Consider the following 24,873-nt stretch of genomic DNA (forward strand, 5'->3'; position numbering starts at 1 on the left):
TCTGCGTCCGGTCACCGGCCGCGGCGCGCCCGTCTGTCGATGCTCCGGCGCTCAGCTTTCCGCGAAGACGACGCCGAACCGGGCGCCGGTGCGCCGGACGACCGTGCAGCGCCGCGCGGTCTGGTCGATCGCGGTCAGGAGGGTGAAGGCCTCCGGGACAGCATCTGCCTCGCCGGCTTCGAGCAGCGCGCCCGTGTCCGACATGTTCCAGACCAGGCACCGCACCCGCTTGTCGGTATCGTCGACCAGGATGTGGCCGGCGCTGAAGCAATCCGTCCGACCGGCTAGACGTTTCTCGGCCATCATGTGCATCCCTGAAAAAGCTGTCGGCACTAAATATTGGCTCCTCTTGCTCCGCGGTTGCACACGGGCGGAAAGCATCGGAATCGTTCGTCCCGTGCTTACTGTCGGATGAACGCCGTCGCTGCCTGTGACGGGTTCGGGCCCGCCTGATCGCGGCGCTCGGTCCACGGCGGCCGGTATCGGTGCGGTCGCGGGGCGCTGGGCGGGCGGAGGCCCCGACCCGTGCGGCCCTCCCGGGGCTCGTCGCACCCGGACCTGCACGCCGATCCGGATCCTCACGGCATTCCCGCCGCCGGGTCCCGGCCGAAGCCCGGCGCGGTCCGCGCGTTTCGTTGCGGGCGCGGGGTCGACATGGTAGGGGCCGGCGGGTTCGATCCCTGTCGCACCCACCGCCCGCAGGACGGCCGCGGCGCATGAATTTCAGGTTCGGCGAGCCTGGCGCGGATTCAGCGAACGGCACCGGAAGGGTCGCATGGCCGCCATGATTGCCGAGCGCAGGCACTGGTTCTACGACAGCCGGCTGTTGGTCTGCGCCTTCTGCCTGATGCTGGTCGTGGCGATCTTCTGGCAGGTCAGCCAGTTCGAGGGTTTTCAGCCGATCTTCACCTGCGAGTCCAAGAAGGACATCGATCGTCTGCTGCTCACCTCGGGCATGGATGCCTGCATGGGCAGCGCGCATGCGCAGGTCGACCAGGAGCGCTGCATGCGCACCGTGTACGTCCTGGCCTGCACGAAAGAGCGCTGGCGCTGATCTCGGGCGGCCGCCGATGGACATCCTGGCGGATGATCCGGCGAGATCCCGGTCCGCGGCGCACGACCCGCGCTTTCGGCCGGGACGACCGGCGCCACGACAACATTCCCGCTGGGCCGCTCCGATTTTAAGGCTTCGTTAACCAGTTTTAACGGTTTAGTCATACCAGGTTCCGGCTGGCAGGGAGTGAATGGTCCGTGAGCGAGCTGCAGAGGCTTCTGAACGACCCGCGGTTCCGGCCCGCGGACAGGACCAAGCAGGAGCCCGGCGCCGTGGCCGAAGCCAATCTCGGCAGCGTCCTGCGGGTGGTGTCGTCGATGGACGAGCCGGCCGAAATCCCGGCGCCGCACGCGCCGCCCCAGGATTGGGACGGGTTGATCCACCGGGTTCAGGCCGCGGCCCGCCAGGCGCGCGTGATCGAGGCGCAGGCTCGGGAACGGGAGGCGCGCATCGAGCACGTGCTGGAGCAGGTCCGGGAGGACATCAGCAGTTCGAACGAGCGCGCCCGCATCGCGGAGATGCAGGCCCGCGAGGCCCAGATGCGCGCCGAGGCGCAGGTCATCGCGGCTGAGGAGCGGGCGAAGGCCGCCGAGGCGCGCGCCCGCGCCGCCGAGGAGCGGGCCCGGCATGCCGAGGCGTGGCTCGGACGCGTCCAGGAGGCGATCCTGGCCGAGTTCTCCGATCTGACCGAGCAGGCCGCGGCGTGAGCGGCTCCGCCAGCGCCGCGCTCGCGTCGCCGGGGAACCGCTCCGGCGGAGCCGCCGGGTCGCGCGACGGCCGGGGCGATCCGGTCGACCGGGTCGTGGCGCTGTTCTCCGGCCCCGCCCCGGCCGCCGCCCTGGAGGGCGACGATTGGTCGGCCTCCCTGGACGCCGTGCGCGGGGTCGCGACCCGGGTGCGCACCCTGCAGAAGAGCGCCCAGGATTCGGTGCGGGCGGCGCAACGCTCGGTCCGCGAGGCGGAGACGGTCGCGCGCGCCGCCACGGATCGGGCCCGGCACGCCGAGGCCCTGCTGCGCGAGGCGGTGGAACGGGCGGAGCGGGCCGAGGCGCAGGCCCGCGCGGCGGGTGAGCGGGCCGAGCGGGCGGAGGCCCAGGCCGCCGAGGCGCGGTCCTGGCTGCGCCGCATGCACGAATGCATGGTCAGCGAATTCGGCACCCTCACCCAGGACGCGGCCCAGGCCTGAGCGGTCAGGGGCGCCGTTTGGGACGACCCTCTACGCGAGCGCCGGGGCCGCCATCACGTCGACCGCGTGCAACGCCCAGGCGAAGGGATCGCCGCGGCCGAAATAGACCGCGATCTCGAGCTCCAGGATCCGGACACAGGCATCGGACAGGTCCGGCAACAGATCATGGCCCTGCCGGTCGCGGACGGAGGTGACCACGGGGAGCGGCCGGCCGTCGCTGTAGATGACGAGCACCTGCGCCTCGGCATGCGGGTCGAGGGGATCGATGCAGTAATGCGCCGGCATCCGCCTGCTCCTCCGCACGCGCCTCGACGGCCGCCCATAGGCGGGCCGTGTAACAGCCCGATGAATATGGCCGTCCAGGCACGACGGACGGGCCGGCCGACGCGGGGTGTCCGCAGCCTGCGCGGCGGTATCCGCAATGCGACCGATCGGCTTAATCCCGCGCATACGCGTGATCGGACAAGAGTGCCGGCTCGCGTCGCCCCGACGTCTGCCGGCAGGATCGCCGTGACGCTCAGCATCATTCTCAGCACGGCACTTCCGCTCCTCACGGGGGCGATGGCCCTCCTGTGGGCCGGGTGGGTCGCGCCGGAGGGGGAGGAGTTCCCCGATTCGCCGGGTGGCCGCGACCCGCGCAGGGGGTGAGGCCGGCCGGGTCCGTTAAGACTCCCTTCACCCTACCGGGCGGGGTCCTGAACCCTCCGGGGCCAGCGCCGTTTCCGGGTATGACTCTGCTCACGATCGTGCCCCCGGCTCAGCGGCTGCCCGGCGGAGCCGTGCGGGGGCGCTCCGCCGGCCCCCGGGACGCCCTGCTCCAGCGGCTCGCCCGGGAGCTGGACGTGCCGGTCGAGCGGTTCTTCGCGGATGCCTCCGCAGCCGAGAGTGCCCCGGGCGCGCCGTCGGACGGGGAGGCCGGCGAACTCCTGGACCTGGTGCGCCACTGGCTGGCCATCGGCGACGGTCAGGCGCGCCGCCGCGTCCTGAGCCTCGCCCGCCAGGAGGCCGAGCGCGCCGGCGCCAGGGCCTGCGCCTGAGCGCGAGGCCGATCCCGAAGACCGGACCCGGGACGATGCGCTAGGATGGGGCCGGGGCCCCCGCGACGGGGGCCGGTTCGGGGAGGCCTGACATGGATCTCGGCTTGAGCGGGCGCCGGGCGCTCGTCTGCGCGGCGAGCAAGGGTCTGGGCAGGGGCTGCGCCCTGGCGCTGGCCCGGGAGGGCGTCGCCGTCACGATCACGGCGCGCACCGCCGAGACGCTGGAGCGGACCGCGGACGACATCCGCCGCGAGACCGGCGCCGCGGTCACCGTGGTGGCGGGCGACATCGCCACCGCGGCCGGCCGGGACGCGGCCCTCGCCGCCTGCCCGGAGCCCGACATCCTGGTCACCAACGCCGGCGGCCCGCCCCCCGGCGATTTTCGCGACTGGGACCGGGACGCCTGGATCCGGGCGCTCGACGCCAACATGCTGGCGCCGATCGCGCTGATCAAGGCGACCGTCGACGGCATGATCGGCCGCGGGTTCGGCCGGATCGTCAACATAACCTCCGCCGCGGTGAAGGCGCCGATCGAGCAACTCGGCCTGTCGAACGGCGCCCGCTCGGGGCTGACCGGCTTCGTGGCCGGCCTTGCCCGCCAGACCGTGCGGCACGGCGTGACGATCAACAACCTGCTGCCCGGCCCCTTCGACACCGACCGGATCCGCGGCAACGCCGCGGCCGGCGCCGCCAAGGCCGGCACCAGCGTGGAGGCGTTCCTGGCGGCGCGGGCGGCGGCCAACCCCGCCGGGCGCTTCGGCCAGCCGGACGAGTTCGGGGCGGCCTGCGCGTTCCTGTGCAGCCGGCACGCCGGGTTCATCACCGGGCAGAACCTGCTGATGGACGGCGGCGCCTATCCCGGCACGTTCTGAAGGCGGGCCCCCCGCTTGCATGGGCGCCCGGGGATCACGCGGGGAGGATCATGAGCGTACGCGATACCGTCGAGGCGCGTCTGGCGCGGATCGCGGCCGGCGATCCGGAGGTCTTCACCCGCCTCTACCCCGGGGCGGCCCGGGCGGCGGCCGACGCGGCGGATGCCCGCCGCCGGGACGGCGTCGCGCTGGGCCCGCTCGACGGCGCGATCGTCTCGATCAAGGACCTGTTCGACGTGGCCGGCGAGACCACCCGGGCCGGCTCGGTCCTGCTGGCGGATGCGGATCCGGCGCGGGCCGACGCCCCGGTGGTCGCCCGCCTGCGCCGGGCCGGGGCGGTGATCCTCGGCAAGACCAACATGTCGGAATTCGCCTTCTCGGGGCTCGGGCTCAACCCGCATTACGGCACCCCCGGCAACGCCGCCGATCCGGACCGCATTCCGGGGGGCTCGTCCTCCGGGGCCGGGGTCTCGGTGGGGCAGGGGACGAGCGATATCGCGATCGGCTCCGATACCGGCGGCTCCGTGCGGATCCCGGCCGCGCTCAACGGCGTGGTCGGCTTCAAGCCCACCGCCCGGCGGGTGCCCCTGGCCGGCGCCTTCCCCCTGTCCTACGCCCTCGACTCCCTGGGCCCGCTGGCCCGGACGGTGGCGGACTGCGCCGCCGCGGACGCCGTGATGGCCGGCGAGGAGCCCCTGCCGCTCGAAGCGTTCCCCCTGGCCGGGCTGCGGATCGGCGTGCCCCGGGGCGTCCTGTTCACCGAGACCGAGCCGCTGGTGGCGGAGGCCTTCGAGCGGGCCCTGGCGGCCCTGTCCCGGGCCGGCGCCCGGGTGGCCGACCACCCGATCGACGACCTGCTGGCCGCCATGGACGCGGCGCTGCCGGACGGGTCCATCGCGGCGATCGAGGCCGCCGCGATCCACGCCGACTGGCTGGACAGCCGGGCCGAGCAGTACGATCCCCGGGTCCACCGCCGGATCATGGCCGGCCGGTCCGCGTCGGCGGCGGGCTATGTCCGGACGCTGCGCCGCCGCGCCGCGCTGATCGCGGCCCTCGACGGGCACCTCGCCCCCCTCGACGTGCTGGCGCTCCCGGCGACCGCCACGACGGCGCCGCGGATCGCCCCTCTGGAGGCCGACGACGCGGCCTTCCTGGCGGCGAACCGGCTGATGCTGCGCAACACCGCCTTCGGCAACTTCTTCGACCTCACCGGCCTGTCCCTGCCGATGCCCGGCCTCGCCCGGCCGGCGGGGCTGATGCTGCTGGCCCGGAACGGCCAGGACCGCCGCCTGCTGGCGATCGGCGCCGGGATCGAGGCGGCGCTGGCGGGGTAGGGGACCGGCCCTCGGCCGGATCTGGATCACATCGCTGTCGAACGCCGAGGACTTCAAAGACAAGCGTTTTTCCCCTCCCCCTTGCGGGGAGGGGTCAGGGGTGGGGGTGGTTCAGAATCGAGCGTTCCGGTGCCTCCTGCACCACCCCCACCTCCGGCTCCTCCCCGCAAGGGGGAGGAGAGAGCGTCTCGACTAGCGATGTGTGGATCTCGTAGTCACGGGGGAGGAGAGAGCGCCGCGTCCACCCACGCCGCCGCGGCCCCGCGCGACGCGCCGCCGGGGGCATGGCCCAACCCGCCGCCGGGGAGACGCGGGACGCCGCGAAGCCCGAACGCAACGTTGCAAAGCCGGCTTCCCGGCGTCCCGCGGACGGGCGCGCGCACCGGCAGGCCGGTGCCCGTCCCCGTCCGATTGTGCGTCCGGTGTCCGTCACGCGGGGGGCGCGAATGACGCTAAGCCGGTCCCGGGTTGCGCATCGCACCCCGGCGCTTCCGAGCGAGCCTTCGTCGCACGCCCCCTCGTCGTGGAGGGCGCCGTCAAACCGCCGCACCGCCCAGGACAGGGTCGGCCTCAAAGCCTTGAGCGGCCGGGGCATTTCCTCCGCCGGCCGCCGCCCAGCCCGAGCCGGGGGGTGTGGCGCTCCCGCGCCCTCATCCTGGGGCGCCCGCGCCAGCGGGCCTCGAAGGAGGACTCCCGCGAGGCGGCTGGGCCGCACCTCAGGATGAGGGCGCGGGTGGGAATGAGAATCGGCCGCCGCCGTCTCGCACCCCGCATTGCCGACCGGCACCCCATGGTGCACCTTGTGGGTGTCCCAGGCCCGCGACCGCGCGATGCGCCGTCCGCCCGGGGATCCCGGGACCGTCCGCGCCGACTGGCGATCCCAAAAACCATCAGGGAGCCGTCGCATGAACGCACCCACCCACTCGATCGTCGCGGACCACTCCGAAGAGCCCGGCCCGGAACTTCAGGCCGAGATCCAGGCGATGCGCGTCGATCTCGCGGCCGCCTACCGGCTGATTCACCGGCTGGGGCTCGACGACAGCATCTACACCCACATCTCGGCGCGGCTGCCGGGGGGCGGGCACCGGTTTCTGATCAATCCCTACGGGCTGCGCTTCGAGGAGGTGACCCCCGACAACCTCGTCACCGTCGATATCGACGGGCGGGTGATCGCGGATCCGATGGGGCTCGGCATCAACCCGGCCGGGTTCACGATCCACAGCGCCATCCACGCTGCCCGCCACGACGCGGTCTGCGTGCTCCACACCCACACGGTGGCCGGCGTCGCGGTCTCCTGCCAGGAGGAGGGGCTGCTCGCCCTCAATCAGTGGTCGATGCAGTTCGCCGGCCGCGTCGCCTACCACGCCTATGAGGGCATCGCCCTCGACCTCGACGAGCGCCAGCGCCTCGTGGCCGATCTCGGCGACCAGCCCGTCATGGTGCTGCGCAATCACGGGCTGCTGACCTGCGGCCGCTCGGTCGGCGAGGCGTTCAAGCTGATGCACAACCTGGAGCGGTCGTGCCGGGCCCAGCTGGCCGTCCAGGCCGCCGGCGCCCCGGTGATCCGGCCCTCCTCCGCCGTCGCCGCCAAGACCGCCGGGCAATACGCCGCCGGCTACGACCGCGTCGCGCGCCAGGGGGCGCCCGACAGCGAGTGGGCGGCGTTCAAGCGGATGCTGGCACGCACCGATCCGGATGTCTTTCCGCAGGGGTGAGGCGCGCGCGGCGCCCGGATACGGGCACCGTCCGGACCGGGGCGCCTCGCCCTCCGCGCTCTGCGGGGGAGGGCGGGCGCGGGGCAGTTGCGGACTGCCGCATCCGCCGATCCTGCGACGGGTCGCGCGCGGCGCCCCCGCTCACGGCTCCGCTCCGGTGCCGCCCGACCGGTAGCGCTGCTTCAGGAACGCGATGAACGCCCGGGTCTTGGCCGGCACGAAGGCCCGGCTCGGATAGACTGCGAAGATCCCCGCCGAGGCCGCGGCTGCGTAGGCCGGCAGCACCACCTCCAGCACCCCGTCGCGCAGCTCCGCCTGCACGTCCCAGGTCGAGCGCAGGGCGATCCCGAGGCCGCCGATCACCGCCTCGCGCACCACCTCGTTGGAATGGGTGCGCAGCGGCCCCGACGCGCTGACCGTGCAGGGGCCGTCCGGTCCGATGAGCCGCCAGGGATTCTGGTTCTCGGTGGCGAGGCAGACATGGCCGCGCAGGTCGTCGAGGGTCTCCGGGCGCCCGATGGCGTCGAGGTAGCCCGGCTGCGCGCACAGCACCCGCCGCACCGGGGCGAGGCGCACCGCCGTGAGGCCGGAACTCGCCAGCGCGCCGACCCGGATCGCGAGGTCGTAGCCCCGCTCCACGATCGATTCGAAATCGTCGCTCAGCTCCAGGTTGAGCACGAGGTCGGGGTGCAGGGCGAAGAAGGCCCGCAGGTGCGGGACGATGTGCAGCCGCCCGAAGGAACTCGGCGCCGTCACCCGCAGGGTCCCCCGGGCCCGGGTCGCGTTCTGCGACACGAGGCTCTCGGCCTCCGCGATGGCGTCGACGATCGGCGCCACCCGCCGGAAGAATTCCGCGCCGACATCGGTGGGGACCAGGCGGCGGGTGGTCCGGTGCAGGAGGCGCACGGCCAGCCGCTCCTCCAGCCGCTTCAGCCGCTTCGACACCACCGCCACCGACAGGCCGAGTTCGGACCCGGCCCGGGTCAGGCTGCCGGTCCGGACCACCCGGGCGAAGATCTCCAGGTCGCTCTGGTCGTGCATTCTCAACGCTGCGGAAAGAATCAAATCCCTTTTGGCGCCTTTTTCGCGGGCGCCAAGGGGTCTAACCCTGGAGGCCTCAAAAAATTTTCACGCGCCGTTCGACTTTTTCTGACGGAGGGCGCCGCCGCAGCGCGAAGGAATCACCATGTCGGGTCTCGTCGTCACCGCCGAACTCCGCAGCTTCCTGGACGCGGAGGCGCTGCCCGGCACCGGGATCGACGCGGACCAGTTCTGGTCCGGCTTCGCGGCCCTCGTCCGGGATCTGGCACCGCGCAACCGGGCGCTCCTCGACCGCCGCGACGGGCTCCAGGCCGACATCGATTCCTGGCACCGCGACCATCGCGGCCGGCCGCACGACCCGGCCGCCTACGCGGCCTTCCTGACGCGGATCGGCTACCTGCAGCCGGAACCCGGCACGGTCCGCGTGACCACGGAGCACGTGGACGCCGAGATCGCCGCCATCGCCGGCCCGCAGCTCGTCGTGCCGATCTCCAACGCCCGCTACGCGCTCAACGCCGCCAATGCCCGCTGGGGCAGCCTCTACGACGCCCTCTACGGCACCGACGCGATCCCGCAGGACGGCGCCCCCGGCACCGGGTTCGACCCGGCCCGGGGCGCCGCGGTGGTGGCCCGGACCAGGGCGTTCCTCGACGCGACGGCGCCGCTCAGCGTCGGCGCCTGGGCCGATGCCGTGGGCTTCTCCGTGGCGGATGGGCGGCTCGCCGTCGCCCTCGGCGCCGGCCGCAGCGCCGGCCTGACGGGCGGGGCGGACCTCGCCGGCTTCACCGGCGACGCCGCGGCGCCGACCGCGCTGCTGCTGCGCCACAACGGCCTGCATATCGAGATCGTCCTCGACCGGTCGAGCCCGATCGGCCGGACCGACCCGGCCGGCATCGCCGACGTGGTGCTGGAATCGGCCCTCTCGACCATCATGGACATGGAGGATTCGGTCGCCGCCGTGGACGCGGCCGACAAGGTCGCGGTCTACCGCAGCTGGCTCGGCCTGATGCGCGGCGACCTCGTCGCCCGCCTGTCCAAGGGCGGCCGCACGCTCGAGCGGCGGCTCGCGGAGGACCGGACCTACACGGCCCCCGACGGCGGGCGCCTGACCCTGCCCGGGCGGTCGCTGATGCTGGTCCGGCATGTCGGCCACCACATGTACACGGACGCCGTGACCCTCGACGGCGCCGAGATCCCCGAGACGATCCTCGACGCGGCGGTGACCGCGCTGATCGCCCTGCACGACCTGAACGGCACCGGCCCCCTGCGCAACAGCCGGACCGGCTCGGTCTACATGGTCAAGCCGAAGCTGCACGGCCCCGAGGAGGTCGCCTTCGCGGTGGCGCTGTTCGGCCGGGTCGAGGCCCTGCTCGGCCTCGCGCCGCGGACGCTCAAGATCGGCGTGATGGACGAGGAGCGGCGCACGACCCTGAACCTCAAGGCGGCGATCGCCGCGGCCGCCGACCGGCTGTTCTTCATCAACACCGGCTTCCTCGACCGGACCGGCGACGAGATCCACACGTCCCTGGAGGCCGGCCCGGTGGTCCGCAAGGACGCCATGAAGGCGACCGCCTGGATCCAGGCCTACGAGGACGGCAACGTCGATGCCGGCCTCGCCTGCGGGCTGCCGGGCCACGCGCAGATCGGCAAGGGCATGTGGGCCGCCCCCGACCGGATGGCCGCGATGCTCGAGGCCAAGGGCGCCCATCCGGAGGCCGGCGCCAACACCGCCTGGGTCCCGTCCCCCACCGCCGCGACCCTGCACGCGCTGCACTACCATCAGGTCGATGTCCGCGCCCGCCAGGCCGAGCTCCGCACCCGGGCACCGGCGACCCGGGACGCCATGCTGACCCTGCCGCTCGCCGCGGGCGCCTTCGCGCCGGAGGCCATCCAGGAAGAACTCGACAACAACTGCCAGGGGATCCTGGGCTACGTGGTCCGCTGGATCGATCAGGGCGTCGGCTGCTCGAAGGTGCCCGACATCCACGAGGTCGGGCTGATGGAGGACCGCGCCACCCTGCGGATCTCCAGCCAGCACATCGCCAACTGGCTGCGCCACGGGATCGTGGACCGGGATCAGGTCGGCGCAGCCCTGCGGCGGATGGCGGGCGTGGTGGACCGCCAGAACGCCGGCGACCCGGCCTACCGGCCCATGGCCCCGGGCTTCGACGGGCCGGCCTTCCGGGCCGCCGAGGCCCTGGTCTTCGAGGGCGCCCACCAGCCGAACGGCTACACCGAGTTCGTGCTGCACCGATTCCGCCGGGAGGCGAAGCGCCGGGAGGCCTGAGGCTGGCCGGGACGAGATCACGGGTCTCCCAGGGGCGGCAAGCCCCTTGGCCGGGTTCGGGGGCGGCGCCCCCGAGCGCAGGGCTCAGCCCGGCACCCGCAAACGGTCGCGGCGCTTCTGAAACCGGGACCTCCCGACCCGCGACCGCCCGGGCAACGCCGGTCGGGGCGGTAGCCCGGGCCTCCCGAGATCTCTCAGCGCCGCTTGCGCGTCATCACGTAGACCAGCAGGTTCGCCACCGCCCGGTAGAATTCCGCCGGGATGGCCTGGTTGATCTCCACATGGTCGTACATCGCCCGGGTCAGGGCCTTGTCGATCACGATCTCGATCCGGTGCTTCTCGGCGATCTCCCGGATGCGCAGGGCGATCAGGTCCGTGCCCTTGGCCAGCACCATCGGGGCGTCGTTCTCGGTCTGGTCGTAGCGCAGGGCGATGGCGTAGTGGGTCGGGTTGGCCAGGATCATCGTCGCGCGGGGCACCGCCGCGATCATCTGCTTGCGCAGCCGGTCCTGCGCCAGGGAGCGCATCTTCGCCTTGACCAGCGGATCGCCCTCGACCTGCTTGAACTCGTCCTTCAGCTCCTGCCGCGACATCCGCAGGTCGCGCTGCCACCGCAGCCGCGTCCAGACCAGGTCCCCGGCGACCAGGGCGATGGTCGCCACGCTGACCGCGGAGATCAGGCGGACCGACAGGGTCAGGAGGAATTCGGGCAGCTCGATCGGGTCCATAAACATGACATTCACGATCTCGTGCCGGTCGGCGCTCAGCACCATGAACGACATGCTGCCGATCGCCAGGAACTTGAAGAGACTTTTCCCGAACTCGACGAGGCCTTGTACACTGAAGATTCGGCTCCAGCCGCTGACGGGCGAGATGCGGGACCATTGCGGCTGGATGCGATCCAACACGATGCGGGGTGCGTTCTGAAAGATCGAGGCCGCGAGCCCGACGACGAGCAGGATCAACAGGACCGGCAGCAGGAACCGCCCCATCTCCACGGACAGCGCGTGGACGAGGTGCATGGCGTCCCGGCTGGTCTCCACGGGGAAGTTTCGCGGCTGCTCGAGGAGCAGCGCCAGCCGCTGCAGGAGCGGGGCGCCCTGATCCCGCGCGACGAACACCAGGAAGACGAGCAGGCCCAGAATCGAGGCGAAGACGGGGGCCTCCCGGGAGAACGGCACGTTCCCCTGGGCGAGCGCTTCGCCGATCTTCTTGTCGCTCGCGGCCTCGGTCTTGCTCTCCTTGTCGTCGTCGGACATCGCGGCGGGTCAGTCTCCAGCGCGCTCCACCGGAGCGGATATCGATTCGGCGGGACGGCGGGCGGTCGAGCGGAAGCCCGGTGCCGTGCCCGATCGCGGCGCGATCGGGCACGGCTCTAGCGGATGTAGGTGTCTTCCGAATCGGCCGCGTTGAGCTCGATCTCGCCGCGGGCCGCCATCTCCAGGGCCTGATCGGTGATCGAGCGACGGGCCTCGAGCACGTCCCGCTGGGATGCCGGCTCGCCGCCCTCCAGCTCGTGCTCCACGAGGCGCCGGGCGCGCGCGGTCAGGCCGCTGAGCACGACGCTGCGCAGCTGGGGATTCGTGCCCTTCAGCGCGAGGATGACCTTCTCGTGCGGGATCTGGTCGAACAGGGTCGTGCGCGCCCGCGGCGTCATGTGGACGATGTCGTCGAAGGTGAAGAGCAGGCTCTTCAGGATCTCCGCCGATTTCGGCCGCGATTGCGAGAGGTTGTCGAGGACCTCCTCCATGCTCTGGCGCTCCATCTTGTTGATGATGTCCGCCATCCGCGAATGGGTGTCCGCCGCGGCGTTGCGCGCCAGATTGATCATGAAGTCCTCATGGATCGTCTGCTCGATCAGCTTCATCGTCGCCTCGACGATCGGCTTGAACGTCAGCATCCGCCGCATGACGCCGTTGCGCAGGGGGATCGAAAGCTGGGCCATCACCTTGGCGGCGCAGGCCGGCTTCACCTTCGACAGGACCAGGGCCACCGTCTGCGGGTGCTCCTTCATGAGGAAGGAGGCCAGCGCGGTCTCCGATCCGTTCGAGATCCGGTCCCAGATGGAGCGTTCGCCCGCGCCGAGGACGTCGGCCATGAGCTCGGAGATCTGCTCGGCCGGCAGGACCCCCTCCAGCAGCTTCTCCATCTCCCGCGCCGTCCCGATCAGGTTGGCGCCGTCGGCGAAGAGGGCGGCCACCTGTTCGATGAGCGCCTCGAGCTGATCGCGCGGCACCGGTCCGAGTTGCGCGACGGCGCGCGTGATCTGCTTCAGCTCCGTACCGTCGAAGTACTTGATCAGCCGGCTGGAGGTGGCCTTGTTCATCGAGATGAGGACGGCGGCGACCTGCTCGGACGGCGTCAAGACCCTGACGTTCGGCTTGGTCAAAGGACCGGCGGCCATGGCGATGCTTCCTGTCAGCCGTTGGGTTCGGCCACGGTGGAACCGACGATCTCGGTGAGGGACACACCGAAGCGCGAATTGTCGTCCTCGACCACCACGACCTCACCGCGGGCGATGATGCGGCCGTTCACGACGACGTCCACGGGCTCGCCGACGCGGTGGTCCAGGGGGACGATCGCGCCCCGCCCCAGCTTCATCAGGTTGGAGACCGGCATCGTCGCCGAGCCGAGGACCACCTGCATCAGCACCGGGATCCGCAGGATCGAATCGAGGTTCCGGCCGGCACCCAGGCGCTCGTCCTCCGCCCGCTGCTCGGCGGCATGGGCCTCGATCTTGGCGAACAGGCTCTCGCTGTGGCCGGTCGCGGAATCGGCGTTCGGCTGGTCAGGGGGCGGTGACATCGGGCACTCCTAGGGAAGGGGATGCGCCCGGCGCGGCCGCGGGGCACGGTCTCTGGGCACGATCTCGGGACGGGCGGCGCGCCGGCCTCAGGCGCCGGTCAGGCTGGCGCCGACCGGCGGTTCCTGGGGCGTGTCGGCGGCCTGCGCCGCGCTCGTCAGCCGGAGCCGCTCCGCCTTGAGTTCGTCGAGGGCGGCCCTTGCGGACTCGATCTCGCGGCTCAGATCCTCGAGGACCATCCGCCCGTCCTGCGCGAAGGACTGCACGGCATTGCTCGCGCCGACCAGGGCGCAGGCGCTCCAATCGACCATGTCGCGGTACTGCGCGTGGTACCGGTCGAGACGCTTGAGCCGCATGTACATCGGCACGAGGCAGGCGGTCGTCGCGACCAGCGCGGCGAAGAGCAGGGCCTCAGCGGGCGAGAACATCTTCGATAAACTCCTGGTCTTGATCGATGAACCGGTCCACGCGCAGGAGGATGCTGCCATCCGCCTGCCCGACGTCGCACCAGAACAGCTCGCGGTCGTTGCCGACGAGCTTGACGCGGCTGCGCGGGGTGGCCCGGAGCTCCAGCACCTCGCCGACCTTCAGATCGGCGATCTCGCCCAGCGTCAGGTGCTTCTCTTCGAGGATCGCCTTCAGCGTCACCGGGGTCTTATGCACCTCGCCGGCGATCTGCTTGTTCCAGCGGGAATCCCGGGCCGAGTTCTCGCCGACCAGGATCCGCGCCAGGCTCTGGCGCAGCGGGTTGAGGACGGATTGCGGGATGACGATGAACATCTCGCCGCCGCGATTGAGCGCCTGGAGGAGGAATTTCGCCGCGACCGCCTGGTTGTTCTGCCGGCCGATGACCGCGAAATCCATCCGCAGTTCCGTCCGCTCCAGCTTGAACGGCGTGTCCGCCACCAGCGCGAAGGCGGATTGCAGCGCCTTGCCGATCTGCTCGAACAGGCGCTGGGCGATCCGCATCTCGATATTCGAGAACGAGCGCTCCTCGTCGAGGGGCGGCTCGGAGCCGTCGGCGCCGAGCATGACCTCGACCATCGTGAAGATGAAGTCGCGGTCGAAGCCGACCAGGATGTGGCTGTCCCATTCCGGCGCGTGGAAGATGCCGGCGATCGCGTTCGACTCGTAGGGTTCGAGGATGTCGCCGAAGCGCTGGCTCTCGACGTTGCTCAGCGAGAAATAGACCGGGGACGCCGCGAAATGCCGGAGCTGATCCGCGCAGAAGTTCGCGACCCGGTCCAGGATCACGTGCAGCATCGGCAGGCGTTCGAGGGACAGCCCGGCCGCGTCCAGCAGCCGGTCCCGGATGTCGGCGGCGGCCTGTTGCTTGTCCATGGTCAGGCCGCCTCGCGCGCGGCGTCGCTGCGCGATCCGCCCGTGATCGTCGCCTTCTCGACCTCGTCGATCGTCGGCCGATAGCCGGCCGTGATGGCCTTGCGGCCGTGCTCGACGGCGATCTGCGGCAGGGCGCCGTTCATGTAGGCGAGCAGGGTCTGCTTCACGATGATGTAGACCCGCGCCTGGGTCTCGCGGACGACCTTGATCTTGTTGGCCAGCGGCCCGACCAGACCGTAGGAGACGAAGATGCCCGTGAAGGTGCCCACCAGGGCCGAACCGATCAGGCTGCCCAGCAGGGCCGGCGACTGATCGAGCGCGCCCATCGCCTTCACGATCCCCAGGATGGCCGCGACGATGCCGAGCGCGGGCAGCCCGTCGGCCACGCCCATGAGCGCGGTGTAGACCTTCAGCTTGTCCTGGCGATGGGTGACGATCTCCTCCTCCATCAGGGCCTCGATCTCGTAGGAGCGCGCATTGCCGATGAGGATGAGACGCACGTAGTCGCAGATGAACAGCCGCAATTCCGGATCGCGCGTCACCCGCGGATAGGCCTTGAAGATCTCGGAATTGTCCGGATCCTCCAGGTGGACCTCCACCTCGTTGCGCGGCTTGGCGCGCAGCTCCCGCGTCAGGGCGAACAGCAGGCCGAGGAGCTGGAGGTAATCCTCCTCCTTGGGAACGCGGGCGAGGGCCGCGTCCATGATCGCCGCGCCCGTGCCCAGAACCACCTTGGTCGAGTTCGCCACCACGTAGGCGCCGAGGGCCGCGCCCCCGAGGATGATGAACTCGAAGGGCTGCCAGATCACCGTGAGATGGCCACCCATGGCCGCGAACCCGCCGCCGACGCAAACGACCGCGATCAGCAAGCCGATGATGATACTCACGCGCGGCGCCCTCAACCCATGCGAACAGCCCTCGGGTCCTAGAGCGCCAGGCTTGCGCAAGGCTGGAGCAGCATCTCCGCCCGGACCCACATTCCGACTTCCGATCAGGCCAGGTTTCTGTCAAGATCAGGCCCATGGAATCCGGCCATCCCGCAGATGAAGGGCCAGCATCATGACTTCGACCTTCACTGACTATAAAATCATCACCTCAAATTTAACTGCGACAATGACTCGAAAAGAGTCCGAAGCCAGCACAAAGAAAGATATTCAGTACTTCCAAGACAACATCGGCAAGGTCAAGACGATCGACGATTTCCTCGGCAACAGCCGCCTCTTCACCTTCGCCATGAAGGCCTACGGCCTGGACGACATGATCTCCTCGAAGGGCTTCATGCGGAAGGTCCTCCTGGGCGAGCCCGACAGCAGCGGACATGCCCTGGTCGACCGCCTGCAGGATTCCCGCTACCAGGATTTCGCGGCGGCCTTCAACTTCCGGTCGTATGGCGACGATCCGACCAAGCCGCTCAATCTGGACGACAATCCGGACATGAAGGAGCTCATCGAGCAGTTCGGCGGCATCAAGACCGTGCAGCAGCGCCGGACCGACTACGATACCGAGACCGACAATATTACGCAGTACATTCAGAAAATGGCGCAATACATCCACACGTCCGACGATATCGTCGCGGATTCCAAGGTCTCGAGCTTCGTCCGGACGGCGGTCGGCCTGCCCCCGGCCTCGGACGACGACGACGCCTACACGCAGGCCCGGCAGATCGAGAGCAAGTTCGACGCGGCGACGTTCCAGGATCCCGGGCAGATGGTCGACGTGTTGGATCGCTTCCTGGCGGCCCGCCGGCAGGGCCGGGCGGCCATCATGGATCCCTATTACCGCGCGGCCGGAACCTACGCGGCGTCCGACGCGGAGGTCGGCAAGCTGGTGGACTATGCCCGCGTCAAGCTGAGGACGGTGAACTCCGCAGCCGACATCGTCAACGACCCGGCCTTGGCCAACGTCGTGGGGAGCACCCTGGGCCTGCCCGCCGACCTGACGGCGCGGAGTTCCGACGACCAGGCCAAGCTGATCAGCCAGAAGCTCGACGTAGCGAGCCTGCGGGACCCGAAGACGCTCAACGCCTTCCTCGACAAGTTCCAGGGCCTGCGCACCGATGCCCAGGCGGCCACGGTGACCACCTATGTCGAGCAATCCCTGGAGACGGATGCCGGCAACGAGAACGAAGGCACCCGGCTCGCCCTGTATTTCCGGCGCAAGGTGGGCGGCGTCAAATCGGCCTACGGCCTCTTGGCCGACGCGGCCCTGGCCGAGGTCGTGCGCACCGCGATCGGCCTCCCCCCGGAGGCGGCCAAGAGCAGCCTCGATACGCAGGCCCGGCTGATCGAGCGCAAGGTCGACCTCGCGAGCCTCAGGGATCCGGCCAAGCTCGAACAGTTCATCAAGCGCTTCACCATCCTGTGGGACGCCAAGAACGACGCGCCGACGACGCCCCCGGCGCTGTCGATGCTCACCGATTCCGTATCCGGGTTCGATTCGGACGTGCTGATCAAGCTGCAGAGCATCCGAATGGGAGGCCTGTGACATGCAGTCGTCGCTCTACGTCTCGCTCTCGGCCCAGATGGCGCTCGAGCAGCGCCTGACCACGGTGGCGACCAACGTCGCCAATCTGAACACGGCGGGCTACCGCGCCGAGGAGGTGAAGTTCGGGACGATCCTGTCGGAGGCGGGCCGGCGCGAGGTCGCGTTCGCGACGCCGGGCGACACCTTCCTGTCGCGCAAGGGCGGCCCGCTGACCAAGACCGATTCGCCCCTCGATGTCGGTCTCAACGGGGACGGCTGGCTGGCGGTGCGGGGGCCGCAGGGCCCGGTCTATACGCGGGACGGCCGCATGCAGATCTCGGCGGCCGGCGACCTCGAGGATCTCAGCGGGCGCCCGATCCTGGATCCCGGCGGATCGCCCCTGACGGTGGATCCGGAGGGACCGGCGATCACGATCGGCCAGGACGGGATCATCACTCAGGGCGTCAACCAGATCGGCGCCCTCGGCGTGTTCCGCCTCCCCCCGACGGCCACGCTCACCCGCGTCGCCGGCGGCGCGGTGACGTCGAACCTGCCGGGTCAGCCGATCCTCGACTTCAACCAGCGCGGCGAGACCACGGTCCGGGTGCAGCAGGGTTTCCAGGAGGGCGCCAACGTCAACCCGGTGATGGAGATGTCGCGGCTCATCGAGATCACCCGCACCTTCCAGAGCGCGGCGTCCGCGGTGGCGGAGACGGAATCGTCCCTGCAGGACGCGATCCGCGGCCTCGGCCCGACCTCGTGAACGCCGCCGGCGGCCCCGGGGGATGGGGCGTGCAGGCGTGGGACGTGCGGGGATGGGGCGTGCGGGGATGGCCATGACCGCGCTCGATCGCTTGGCCGACGCGCTGGGGGACCGGGACGAGGCCCCCCTCGTCCGGGTCGGCGGCACCGTGCGCGAGATCGGCTTCGGCCATTGCCGGATCCGCATCGCCACGCCGCTGCTGCGGCTCGGCGACCGCATGCGGATCGAATCCGCGGGGCGGCCGATCGAGGGCGAGGTGGTCCGGATCGACGCGGAGGGCGTGATCCTCAAGCCCTTCGAAGGCCGGATCGAGGCCGGCCTCGGAGCGCCGGCCTACCGGGTGGCGGCCTCGCTGCCCCGCCCGTGCGAGGGGTGGAAGGATCGGGTGATCAACGCCCTCGGGCAGCCCATCGACGGCAAGGGCCCGCTGCCCCGGGGGGAGCGGGCCATGCCGCTGGACGCCGATCCGACCCCGGCCCTGCTCCGGGCCCGGGTGGACCGGCCGCTGCGGACGGGGGTGCGGGCCATCGATCTGTTCACCCCCCTCTGCGCGGCCCAGCGCATCGGCATCTTCGCGGGCTCCGGCGTCGGCAAGACGACGCTGCTGTCGATGCTCACCCGCTGCTCCGGCTTCGACGCCGTGGTGGTCGCCCTGGTGGGCGAGCGCGGCCGCGAGGTGCGGGAGTTCCTGGAGGGCCCGATCCTGGAGAGCCGGCCGCGGTCGGTGGTGGTCGTGGCGACCGGCGACGAGAGCCCGATGATGCGCCGGCAGGCGCCGATGCTCGCGGTCGCGGTGGCCGAATCGTTCCGGGACCGGGGCCAGTCGGTGCTGCTCGTGATCGATTCGGTGACGCGCTTCGCCCACGCCGCCCGGGAGGTGGCCCTGGCGGCCGGCGAGCCGCCGGTGGCGCGGGGCTACCCGCCGAGCGTGTTCGGCGACCTGCCGCGCCTCCTGGAGCGGGCGGGGCCGGGCCCGGAGGGCGGGGGCACGATCACCGGTATCTTCTCGGTGCTGGTCGACGGCGACGATCACAACGATCCCGTGGCCGACAGCATCCGCGGCACCCTCGACGGGCACATCGTCCTCGACCGGGCCATCGCCGACCAGGGCCGCTACCCGGCGATCAACCTGCTCGGCTCGATCTCGCGCCTCGCCGACCTGGTCTGGACCCCGCAGCAGCGCGAGCTGGTGCGCACGCTCAAGAGCATGATCGCGCGCTACGAGGATTCCCGCGACCTGCGCCTGATGGGCGGCTACCACGCCGGGACCGATCCCGAGCTCGACCAGGCGGTGATGCTGATCCCGAAGATCTACGCCGCCCTGCGGCAGGACCCGACGGAGCCGGAGAGCCACGACGCCTTCCTGGATCTGGCCAACGCCCTGCGGGCCTGAGCGCGGTGCGGCGGGCGTGATGCGGATCGCGGCAGCGAAAGCCTCGCGCAAGCGAGTCCTGATCTGAGTTGAGACAGAATTTTCGACGAGGAGCTTCCGACCATGGGTCTGTACGGGGTGCTGAACGCCGGCGTGTCCGGAATGAATGCGCAGTCGAACCGGCTGGGCGTCGTCGCGGACAACATCCAGAATCAGAACACGGTCGGGTACAAGCGCGGAAACGCGCAATTCTCCTCCATGCTGACCGATTCGAATGCCGGGTCCTACAATGCCGGATCGGTCAACACCGTCATCCGGTACGGGATCGGCGGCATCCAGAACCAGGGCACGACGATGGCGACCACGTCGAGCACCGATCTCGCGATCAACGGCGAGGGCTTCTTCCTCGTCAAGGACCGGGGCGGCACGCCGCACCTCACCCGGGCGGGCAATTTCGTCGTCGACGGGCCGACGGGCACCCTGGTCAATGCCGCCGGCATGACGCTGCAGGGCTACAGCCTCGCCAACGGCGATCCGAAGGTGTCGCTGAACAGCTATGACGGCCTCGTGCCGGTCAACATGGCGAGCTTCTCGGGGAAGACCTCCCCCTCGACGGCCGGAAGCCTGGCGGGCAACCTCTACATCGACGCCGCGACCGGCACGGGCGCCGCGGGGCCGAACAACTACACGAAGACGTACTCGATCACGACCTACGACAATGCCGGCCGCTCCGTGAATGCCGATATCTACTATCTGAAGACCGGCACCGGCACGTGGCAGGCCGCCGCCTACGACCGCAGCACGACCCCGCCGACCCAGCTCGCCACCGCGCCGATGACCTTCGACGGGTCCGGCAAGCCGACCGGCACCCCGAAGCTGACCTGGACCGTTCCCAACGGCCAGTCCTTCACCCTCGACCTGTCGGCGATCACGCAGAACGCGGGCGATTACAGCATGAAGACCACGGCGATAGACGGCAACGCGCCGAGTGCGGTCAAGAGCACCGACGTCGGCACGGACGGCACGGTCTACGCGGTCTACGAGGACGGCTCGCGCTACGCCGCCTACCGGATCCCCCTGGCGACGGTGGCGAGCCCGGACAACCTGACCCCGCGCGCGGGCAACGTCTACGACCTGAGCAGCACCTCCGGGGTGGTGCGGACCGGATTCGCCAATATCGACGGCCGCGGATCGATCCTGAGCGGCAAGCTCGAACAATCCACGGTCGACCTCGGCGACGAATTGGCGACCATGATCGCGTCGCAGACGGGGTACGGCGCCAATTCGAAGGTGTTCCAGACCGGCACCGAGATGCTCGAGACCCTCGTGAACCTGAAGCGCTGACCCCGGACGCGACAACGAGAGAACGCGCGAGATGAGCCTTTCCGTCGCCCTGAACACCGCGCGCGGATCCCTGCTGGCCAACGGGACGCAGACCGACACGGTGTCCCGCAACGTCGCGGGCGTCTCCGATCCGGCCTATTCGCGCAAGATCGCCTCGCTGGTCACGACCGACGGGCCGGTCCGGGTCGTGGTGAACCGGGCCAGCAACACGGCCCTGTTCGACCGGATGATCGGCAGCACGTCCGAACTGGCCGGACGCCAGGCCATCCTGGCCGGCCTGAAGAGCCTGGAGCAGACGGTCGGCGACACGCAGGCGGACGGCTCCGTGGCCGCCAAGGTCAGCGCCCTCACCGTGGCGCTCGGCAATGCCGCCAACCAGCCCAACGACCTGAACCTGGCGAAGGCCGCCGTCGCGGCCGCGAAGGACCTGGCCCGGTCGATGAACGAGGCCAGCAGCACGATCCAGTCCGCCCGGAAGAACGCGGACGACGAGATCGGCAATTCCGTTCAGACGATCAACGACCTGCTGACGCAGTTCGACAAGGCCAACAGGGCGGTGATGGTCGGCACGATCGCCGGGGCCGATATCAGCGACGCCCTGGACAATCGCGACAAGATCCTCACGCAGCTGTCGCAGGAGCTCGGCATCACCACGGTCGTCCGGGCCAACAACGACATGGCGATCTACGCCGACAACGGCTCGCCGCTCTTCGACAAGATCGCCCGGACGGTGACCTTCGCGCCGACCTCCGCCTTCGCGGCCGGGACGTCGGGCAACGCGGTCTTCATCGACGGCGTGCAGGTCACCGGCAGCGGGTCGCTGATGCCGCTCCAGACCGGGCGCATCGTCAGGCAGATGACGGTGCGCGACGAGGTCGCGGTCACCTATCAGAAGCAGTTCGACGCGCTCGCCGGCGGCATGATCACGGCGTTCGCCGAGACGGACAAGACCTCAGCGACCGGGACGGCCCTGGCGGGCCTCCTGACCTATTCCGGCGGCCCGGGCCTGCCGGCGGCCGGGACCGCGGGGCTGGCGGCCAGCCTCCGGGTGAACGCGGCGGCCGATCCCGAGCAGGGCGGAAATCCGTTCACCCTGCGCGACGGCGGCATGAACGCCGGCACGCAATACCAGTACAACACCACCGGGGCCGCCGCCTTCTCGGATCACCTGCGCGCCCTCCAGACAGCGCTCCGGGCGGACCGGGCCTTCCCGACCGATACCGAGCTGCCGCTCTCGGCCTCGGTGATGACGGCCGCCCAGTCGTCGGCGAGCTGGCTCGAAGCCGCCCGCAAGGCGGCCTCCGTCCAGGTGGACAATGAATCGGCCGTCCTGAGCAGCACCTCGACGGCCCTCTCGAACGCGACGGGCGTGAACCGCGACGACGAGATCGCGACCATGCTCCAGCTCGAGAAGTCCTACGCGGCCTCCGCCAAGCTCATCGCGACGGTCAACGCGATGCTGCAATCCCTGCTCGACGCGGTGAGGTAGTCCGATGCGGACGAACTACATTTCAACGGCCAGCTTCCTGAATACGCCGCGGTCGAACATGAACCGCCTGCAATCGGACCTCGACAAGGCCAATTTCGAGAGCACGAACGACGGTCGCTACGCCGATGTCGGCCTCCAGCTCGGCTATCGGACCGGGCTCACCCTCGATCTCCGGCAGGAGCTCGACAGCATCGACGCACAGACACAGCGCAACGGCCTGACGACCACCCGGATCAACAGCGCCTACGAAGCCCTCGACCGGGTCCGGTCGGACGGGGAAGCCTTCATGGCGACCCTGACGCCCGGGAAGCTGACCGACACCAGCGCGAGCACGATCGCGCAGGCCTCGGCCTCGAAGCTCACGGCGCTGATCGGCGAGCTGAACACGCAGACGGGCGGCCAGTATCTCTTCGGGGGGATCAACACCGGGCAGGTTCCGATCGCGGATTACGACACGACGTCGGGAACGGCCTCGGCGGCCAAGCAGGCCTTCCTGGACGCGTTCCAGACCGAGTTCGGCTTCGCGCCGGGCACGCAGCCGCAATCCAGCACCATCACCGCGGCGCAGATGCAGACCTTCCTCGCGGATGGCGGCCGATTCGCGGCCCTCTCCTCCGATGCGCAATGGAGCGCGAACTGGTCCAAGGCGTCGGACACGCCGGTCCGCAGCGAGATCGCCCGCAACGAGGCGGTCGACACCTCCGTGAGCGCCAACGCCCAGCCCCTGCGGCAGCTGGCGATGATGTACACGCTGGGCTCCTCGATCGGCCTGTCGAGCCTGTCCTCCGCCGCGCAGACGGTCGTCTACGACAAGCTGCGCAGCCTCTCCGGCAGCGCGACCTGGGGCGTCACCGGGATCCAGGCGGATGTGGGCAATGTGCAGGCCCGGATCACGACCATCGGGAAACAGATGGACGCGCAGAAGAATATTGTTCAGACCGCCGTCAAGAACTTCGAAAGCGGTGATCCGATCGAAGCTGCGGCACGGGTCAAGGGCCTGACCACGCAGCTGGAAATCGCGTATTCTCTGACCGGTCAAGTCAACAAACTCAATCTTCTCGACTACGTTCGGTGATTGAGAGCTGCATTGAACCGAAGCGGCCCTGACAGACCATCGTCCGGCCGGACCTGCTCGACACATTGAGGCAAGAGGCACTTCTGCGATGTACGGCGCGTCTTACGCAGAGATCATGGACGAATCGTCCGCGCTTGCCCGGGAACGGGAGCGGGCCGCCTTCGATTGGGCCATCGATCTGATGAAGCGGGCGGAATCCGCCGATGCGCCGCTGGAGCTGCGCCAGGAGGCCACCAGCTTCCTGCAGCGCCTCTGGAGCCTGTTCATCGACGATCTCGCCAATCCCGAGAACGCCCTGTCGACGGAGCTGCGGGCGGACCTGATCTCCATCGGCCTGTGGAACATGAGCCGGGCCGACCAGATCCTGCGCGGCGACGCCGAAGGCTTCGCGGCCCTGATCTACGTCAACACCCTGGTCCGGGACGGTCTGCAATGAGCCGCTCGATCAATCTCAGCCTGCGGGGCCACGAGCGGATCTTCATCAACGGCGCCGTCCTCCGGGTCGACCGCAAGGTCACGATCGAGCTGCTCAACGACGCCACGTTCCTGCTGGAGGCGCATGTGCTGCAGGCGGAGCAGGTGAATACGCCGATCCGCCAGCTCTACTTCATCGCGCAGGCGATGCTGATCGATCCCAGCAATGCGGATCGGGTCCGGGATGCCTACGACGGAGTCGACCGCGCGATCGTCGCGAGCGATCCCGGATCCGAGATCACGTCGGCCCTGGCGGCGGCCCGGAATTTCCTGGCGGCGGGCCGGCCCTTCGAGGTTCTGCGGATCCTGCGGGGCCTGTTCGAATCGGACGGTTCGCGGACCTCCGACGCGGCGGCCGCGATCACCCATCGGGTCGCCTGAGGGCGCTCCGAAGCCCGACACCCACACCGGATCGAGGTTGAATCATGTCCGTACCGCCAGCCACCAGCACCGTATACGCGAACACGTCGACGGGCGCGACGACCGCGACGGCGACCGCGAAGAAGCAGACGACGCTGAACTACGACACCTTCCTCAAGCTCCTCCTGGCTCAGATGAAGAACCAGAATCCGACCGATCCGATGAAGTCGACGGATTACATGGGCCAGCTCGCGACGTTCTCGCAGGTCGAGCAGAGCGTCAACACGAACAGCAAGCTCGACGCGCTGCTCGCGTCCTCGGCCATGTCCCAGGCCGGCAACCTCATCGGCCACACCGTCACCTCGGCGGACCAGAAGACCACCGGGACGGTCACCGCGGTTCAGATGACCAAGGACGGGCTGGTCGCGCATCTCGATACCGGCAAGGATGTCCCGTACGAGCCCGACATGACCGTCTCGTAGCGGCCGGGCCGCGCCGACACCATGAACGAGATCGACGCGCTTGAGCTCGTCCGCACCGCCATCTGGACGATCATCGTCGCCTCCGGGCCGGCGGTCGCGGCCGCCATGGTCGTGGGGGTCCTGATCGCCCTGTTCCAGGCATTGACCCAGATCCAGGAAGTCACCCTCACCTTCGTGCCGAAGATCGTGGTCGTCCTGGTGGTGATGATCGTCACCGGATCCTTCGTCGGCGGCCAGATCTACGCCTTCACCGAGATGGTCTACGGGCGGATCGTCTCCGGCTTCTAGGCATCGTCCCGAACGGTGGCGGCCGGCTGTCGGACGAGGACGATGCGGGTCGAAACGCGGGAGCCGCCCCCGATCGCGTCGCGACGGGGAACG

28 protein-coding genes are annotated in these 24,873 nt (G+C 70.0%); 19 read left to right on the forward strand and 9 right to left on the reverse strand.

From position 1 onward, the window contains the following. Nucleotides 1-51 precede the first annotated feature (51 nt). Nucleotides 52-303, reverse strand: coding sequence for a pilus assembly protein PilZ (locus AC3IF1_RS17055; RefSeq protein ID WP_243971510.1), 252 nt, complete (start codon nt 301-303; stop codon nt 52-54). Nucleotides 304-775: 472 nt separating this feature from the next. Between AC3IF1_RS17055 and AC3IF1_RS17060 the strand changes: the two genes are divergently transcribed. The 3 genes from AC3IF1_RS17060 (at nt 776) to AC3IF1_RS17070 (ending at nt 2,240) form a co-directional block, all read left to right on the forward strand. Further along, a complete protein-coding gene (locus AC3IF1_RS17060; protein ID WP_243971512.1) occupies nt 776-1,054 on the forward strand; it encodes a hypothetical protein in 279 nt (92 codons plus the stop codon). A 197-nt stretch (nt 1,055-1,251) separates the two neighbouring features. Then, a complete protein-coding gene (locus tag AC3IF1_RS17065; protein ID WP_489218575.1) occupies nt 1,252-1,761 on the forward strand; it encodes a hypothetical protein in 510 nt (169 codons plus the stop codon). After that, nucleotides 1,758-2,240, forward strand: coding sequence for a hypothetical protein (locus AC3IF1_RS17070; RefSeq protein WP_489218576.1), 483 nt, complete (start codon nt 1,758-1,760; stop codon nt 2,238-2,240). Before AC3IF1_RS17065 ends, AC3IF1_RS17070 begins: the two co-directional genes overlap by 4 nt. Before the next feature lie 30 nt (nt 2,241-2,270). Here AC3IF1_RS17070 and AC3IF1_RS17075 read toward each other — a convergent pair whose 3' ends face one another. After that, nucleotides 2,271-2,525, reverse strand: coding sequence for a hypothetical protein (locus AC3IF1_RS17075; protein ID WP_489218577.1), 255 nt, complete (start codon nt 2,523-2,525; stop codon nt 2,271-2,273). 225 nt (nt 2,526-2,750) lie between these two features. On the opposite strand from AC3IF1_RS17075, the gene AC3IF1_RS17080 reads away from it, so the two are divergent. The 5 genes from AC3IF1_RS17080 (at nt 2,751) to AC3IF1_RS17100 (ending at nt 7,198) form a co-directional block, all read left to right on the forward strand. Further along, entirely contained in the window at nt 2,751-2,888 is a 138-nt protein-coding gene (locus AC3IF1_RS17080; protein WP_489218578.1) for a hypothetical protein, read from the forward strand. A gap of 80 nt (nt 2,889-2,968) precedes the next feature. Continuing rightward, nucleotides 2,969-3,277, forward strand: coding sequence for a hypothetical protein (locus tag AC3IF1_RS17085; RefSeq protein ID WP_243971522.1), 309 nt, complete (start codon nt 2,969-2,971; stop codon nt 3,275-3,277). A gap of 92 nt (nt 3,278-3,369) precedes the next feature. Beyond that, nucleotides 3,370-4,149 carry an SDR family oxidoreductase gene (locus AC3IF1_RS17090; protein WP_489218579.1) on the forward strand — a complete coding sequence of 260 codons (780 nt, stop codon included), beginning with the start codon at nt 3,370-3,372 and terminating at the stop codon, nt 4,147-4,149. 50 nt (nt 4,150-4,199) lie between these two features. Beyond that, the gene (locus AC3IF1_RS17095) at nt 4,200-5,483 is read left to right on the forward strand and encodes an amidase (RefSeq protein WP_489218580.1); all 1,284 of its coding nucleotides are present in this window, start codon (nt 4,200-4,202) and stop codon (nt 5,481-5,483) included. A 905-nt stretch (nt 5,484-6,388) separates the two neighbouring features. Beyond that, nucleotides 6,389-7,198 carry a class II aldolase/adducin family protein gene (locus AC3IF1_RS17100; RefSeq protein ID WP_489218581.1) on the forward strand — a complete coding sequence of 270 codons (810 nt, stop codon included), beginning with the start codon at nt 6,389-6,391 and terminating at the stop codon, nt 7,196-7,198. 141 nt (nt 7,199-7,339) lie between these two features. On the opposite strand, the gene AC3IF1_RS17105 is transcribed toward AC3IF1_RS17100, so the two are convergent. Next, entirely contained in the window at nt 7,340-8,239 is a 900-nt protein-coding gene (locus tag AC3IF1_RS17105) for a LysR family transcriptional regulator (protein ID WP_243968662.1), read from the reverse strand. Between the two features lie 145 nt (nt 8,240-8,384). Between AC3IF1_RS17105 and AC3IF1_RS17110 the strand changes: the two genes are divergently transcribed. Then, entirely contained in the window at nt 8,385-10,526 is a 2,142-nt protein-coding gene (locus AC3IF1_RS17110; protein WP_489218582.1) for a malate synthase G, read from the forward strand. Between the two features lie 194 nt (nt 10,527-10,720). Here the strand turns inward: AC3IF1_RS17110 and flhB are convergent, their stop codons facing one another. The 6 genes from flhB to motA form a co-directional block, all read right to left on the reverse strand. Then, the gene (gene flhB / locus AC3IF1_RS17115; protein WP_489218583.1) at nt 10,721-11,785 is read right to left on the reverse strand and encodes a flagellar biosynthesis protein FlhB; all 1,065 of its coding nucleotides are present in this window, start codon (nt 11,783-11,785) and stop codon (nt 10,721-10,723) included. Between the two features lie 116 nt (nt 11,786-11,901). Continuing rightward, the gene (locus AC3IF1_RS17120; RefSeq protein ID WP_489218584.1) at nt 11,902-12,930 is read right to left on the reverse strand and encodes a flagellar motor switch protein FliG; all 1,029 of its coding nucleotides are present in this window, start codon (nt 12,928-12,930) and stop codon (nt 11,902-11,904) included. A 14-nt stretch (nt 12,931-12,944) separates the two neighbouring features. Further along, nucleotides 12,945-13,331 (reverse strand): flagellar motor switch protein FliN, encoded by a 387-nt coding sequence (gene fliN, locus AC3IF1_RS17125; protein WP_489218585.1) that lies wholly within the window; start codon nt 13,329-13,331, stop codon nt 12,945-12,947. An 87-nt stretch (nt 13,332-13,418) separates the two neighbouring features. Next, on the reverse strand, nt 13,419-13,757 hold the full coding sequence (locus tag AC3IF1_RS17130; protein ID WP_489218586.1) for a hypothetical protein: 339 nt from the start codon (nt 13,755-13,757) through the stop codon (nt 13,419-13,421). After that, a complete protein-coding gene (locus AC3IF1_RS17135) occupies nt 13,741-14,670 on the reverse strand; it encodes a flagellar motor switch protein FliM (protein ID WP_489218587.1) in 930 nt (309 codons plus the stop codon). The genes AC3IF1_RS17130 and AC3IF1_RS17135 overlap by 17 nt, the downstream gene beginning before the upstream one ends. Before the next feature lie 2 nt (nt 14,671-14,672). Next, nucleotides 14,673-15,557: a flagellar motor stator protein MotA gene (gene motA, locus AC3IF1_RS17140; protein WP_489218588.1), complete on the reverse strand. Its 885-nt coding sequence runs from the start codon at nt 15,555-15,557 to the stop codon at nt 14,673-14,675. A gap of 226 nt (nt 15,558-15,783) precedes the next feature. Here motA and AC3IF1_RS17145 point away from each other — a divergent pair, with 226 nt between their 5' ends. The 10 genes from AC3IF1_RS17145 (at nt 15,784) to fliQ (ending at nt 24,780) form a co-directional block, all read left to right on the forward strand. After that, a complete protein-coding gene (locus AC3IF1_RS17145) occupies nt 15,784-17,154 on the forward strand; it encodes a DUF1217 domain-containing protein (protein WP_489218589.1) in 1,371 nt (456 codons plus the stop codon). A 1-nt stretch (nt 17,155) separates the two neighbouring features. After that, on the forward strand, nt 17,156-17,896 hold the full coding sequence (gene flgF, locus AC3IF1_RS17150; protein WP_489218590.1) for a flagellar basal-body rod protein FlgF: 741 nt from the start codon (nt 17,156-17,158) through the stop codon (nt 17,894-17,896). A 67-nt stretch (nt 17,897-17,963) separates the two neighbouring features. Next, complete coding sequence (gene fliI / locus AC3IF1_RS17155) at nt 17,964-19,289, forward strand: flagellar protein export ATPase FliI (protein ID WP_489218591.1); 1,326 nt, start codon at nt 17,964-17,966, stop codon at nt 19,287-19,289. A gap of 102 nt (nt 19,290-19,391) precedes the next feature. Then, the gene (locus AC3IF1_RS17160) at nt 19,392-20,612 is read left to right on the forward strand and encodes a flagellar hook protein FlgE (RefSeq protein WP_489218592.1); all 1,221 of its coding nucleotides are present in this window, start codon (nt 19,392-19,394) and stop codon (nt 20,610-20,612) included. Nucleotides 20,613-20,643: 31 nt separating this feature from the next. Then, nucleotides 20,644-22,101, forward strand: coding sequence for a flagellar hook-associated protein FlgK (flgK, locus tag AC3IF1_RS17165; protein ID WP_489218593.1), 1,458 nt, complete (start codon nt 20,644-20,646; stop codon nt 22,099-22,101). A gap of 4 nt (nt 22,102-22,105) precedes the next feature. Then, a complete protein-coding gene (locus tag AC3IF1_RS17170) occupies nt 22,106-23,176 on the forward strand; it encodes a flagellar hook-associated family protein (protein WP_489218594.1) in 1,071 nt (356 codons plus the stop codon). 88 nt (nt 23,177-23,264) lie between these two features. Continuing rightward, the gene (flaF, locus tag AC3IF1_RS17175; protein WP_489218595.1) at nt 23,265-23,612 is read left to right on the forward strand and encodes a flagellar biosynthesis regulator FlaF; all 348 of its coding nucleotides are present in this window, start codon (nt 23,265-23,267) and stop codon (nt 23,610-23,612) included. Next, on the forward strand, nt 23,609-24,031 hold the full coding sequence (flbT, locus tag AC3IF1_RS17180; protein WP_489218597.1) for a flagellar biosynthesis repressor FlbT: 423 nt from the start codon (nt 23,609-23,611) through the stop codon (nt 24,029-24,031). The genes flaF and flbT overlap by 4 nt, the downstream gene beginning before the upstream one ends. A 44-nt stretch (nt 24,032-24,075) precedes the next feature. Then, nucleotides 24,076-24,492 carry a flagellar hook assembly protein FlgD gene (gene flgD / locus AC3IF1_RS17185; protein WP_489218599.1) on the forward strand — a complete coding sequence of 139 codons (417 nt, stop codon included), beginning with the start codon at nt 24,076-24,078 and terminating at the stop codon, nt 24,490-24,492. Between the two features lie 21 nt (nt 24,493-24,513). Beyond that, nucleotides 24,514-24,780 (forward strand): flagellar biosynthesis protein FliQ, encoded by a 267-nt coding sequence (fliQ, locus tag AC3IF1_RS17190; protein ID WP_489218600.1) that lies wholly within the window; start codon nt 24,514-24,516, stop codon nt 24,778-24,780. Nucleotides 24,781-24,873 lie beyond the last annotated feature (93 nt).

The organism is Methylobacterium sp. E-012 (genome assembly GCF_057836545.1).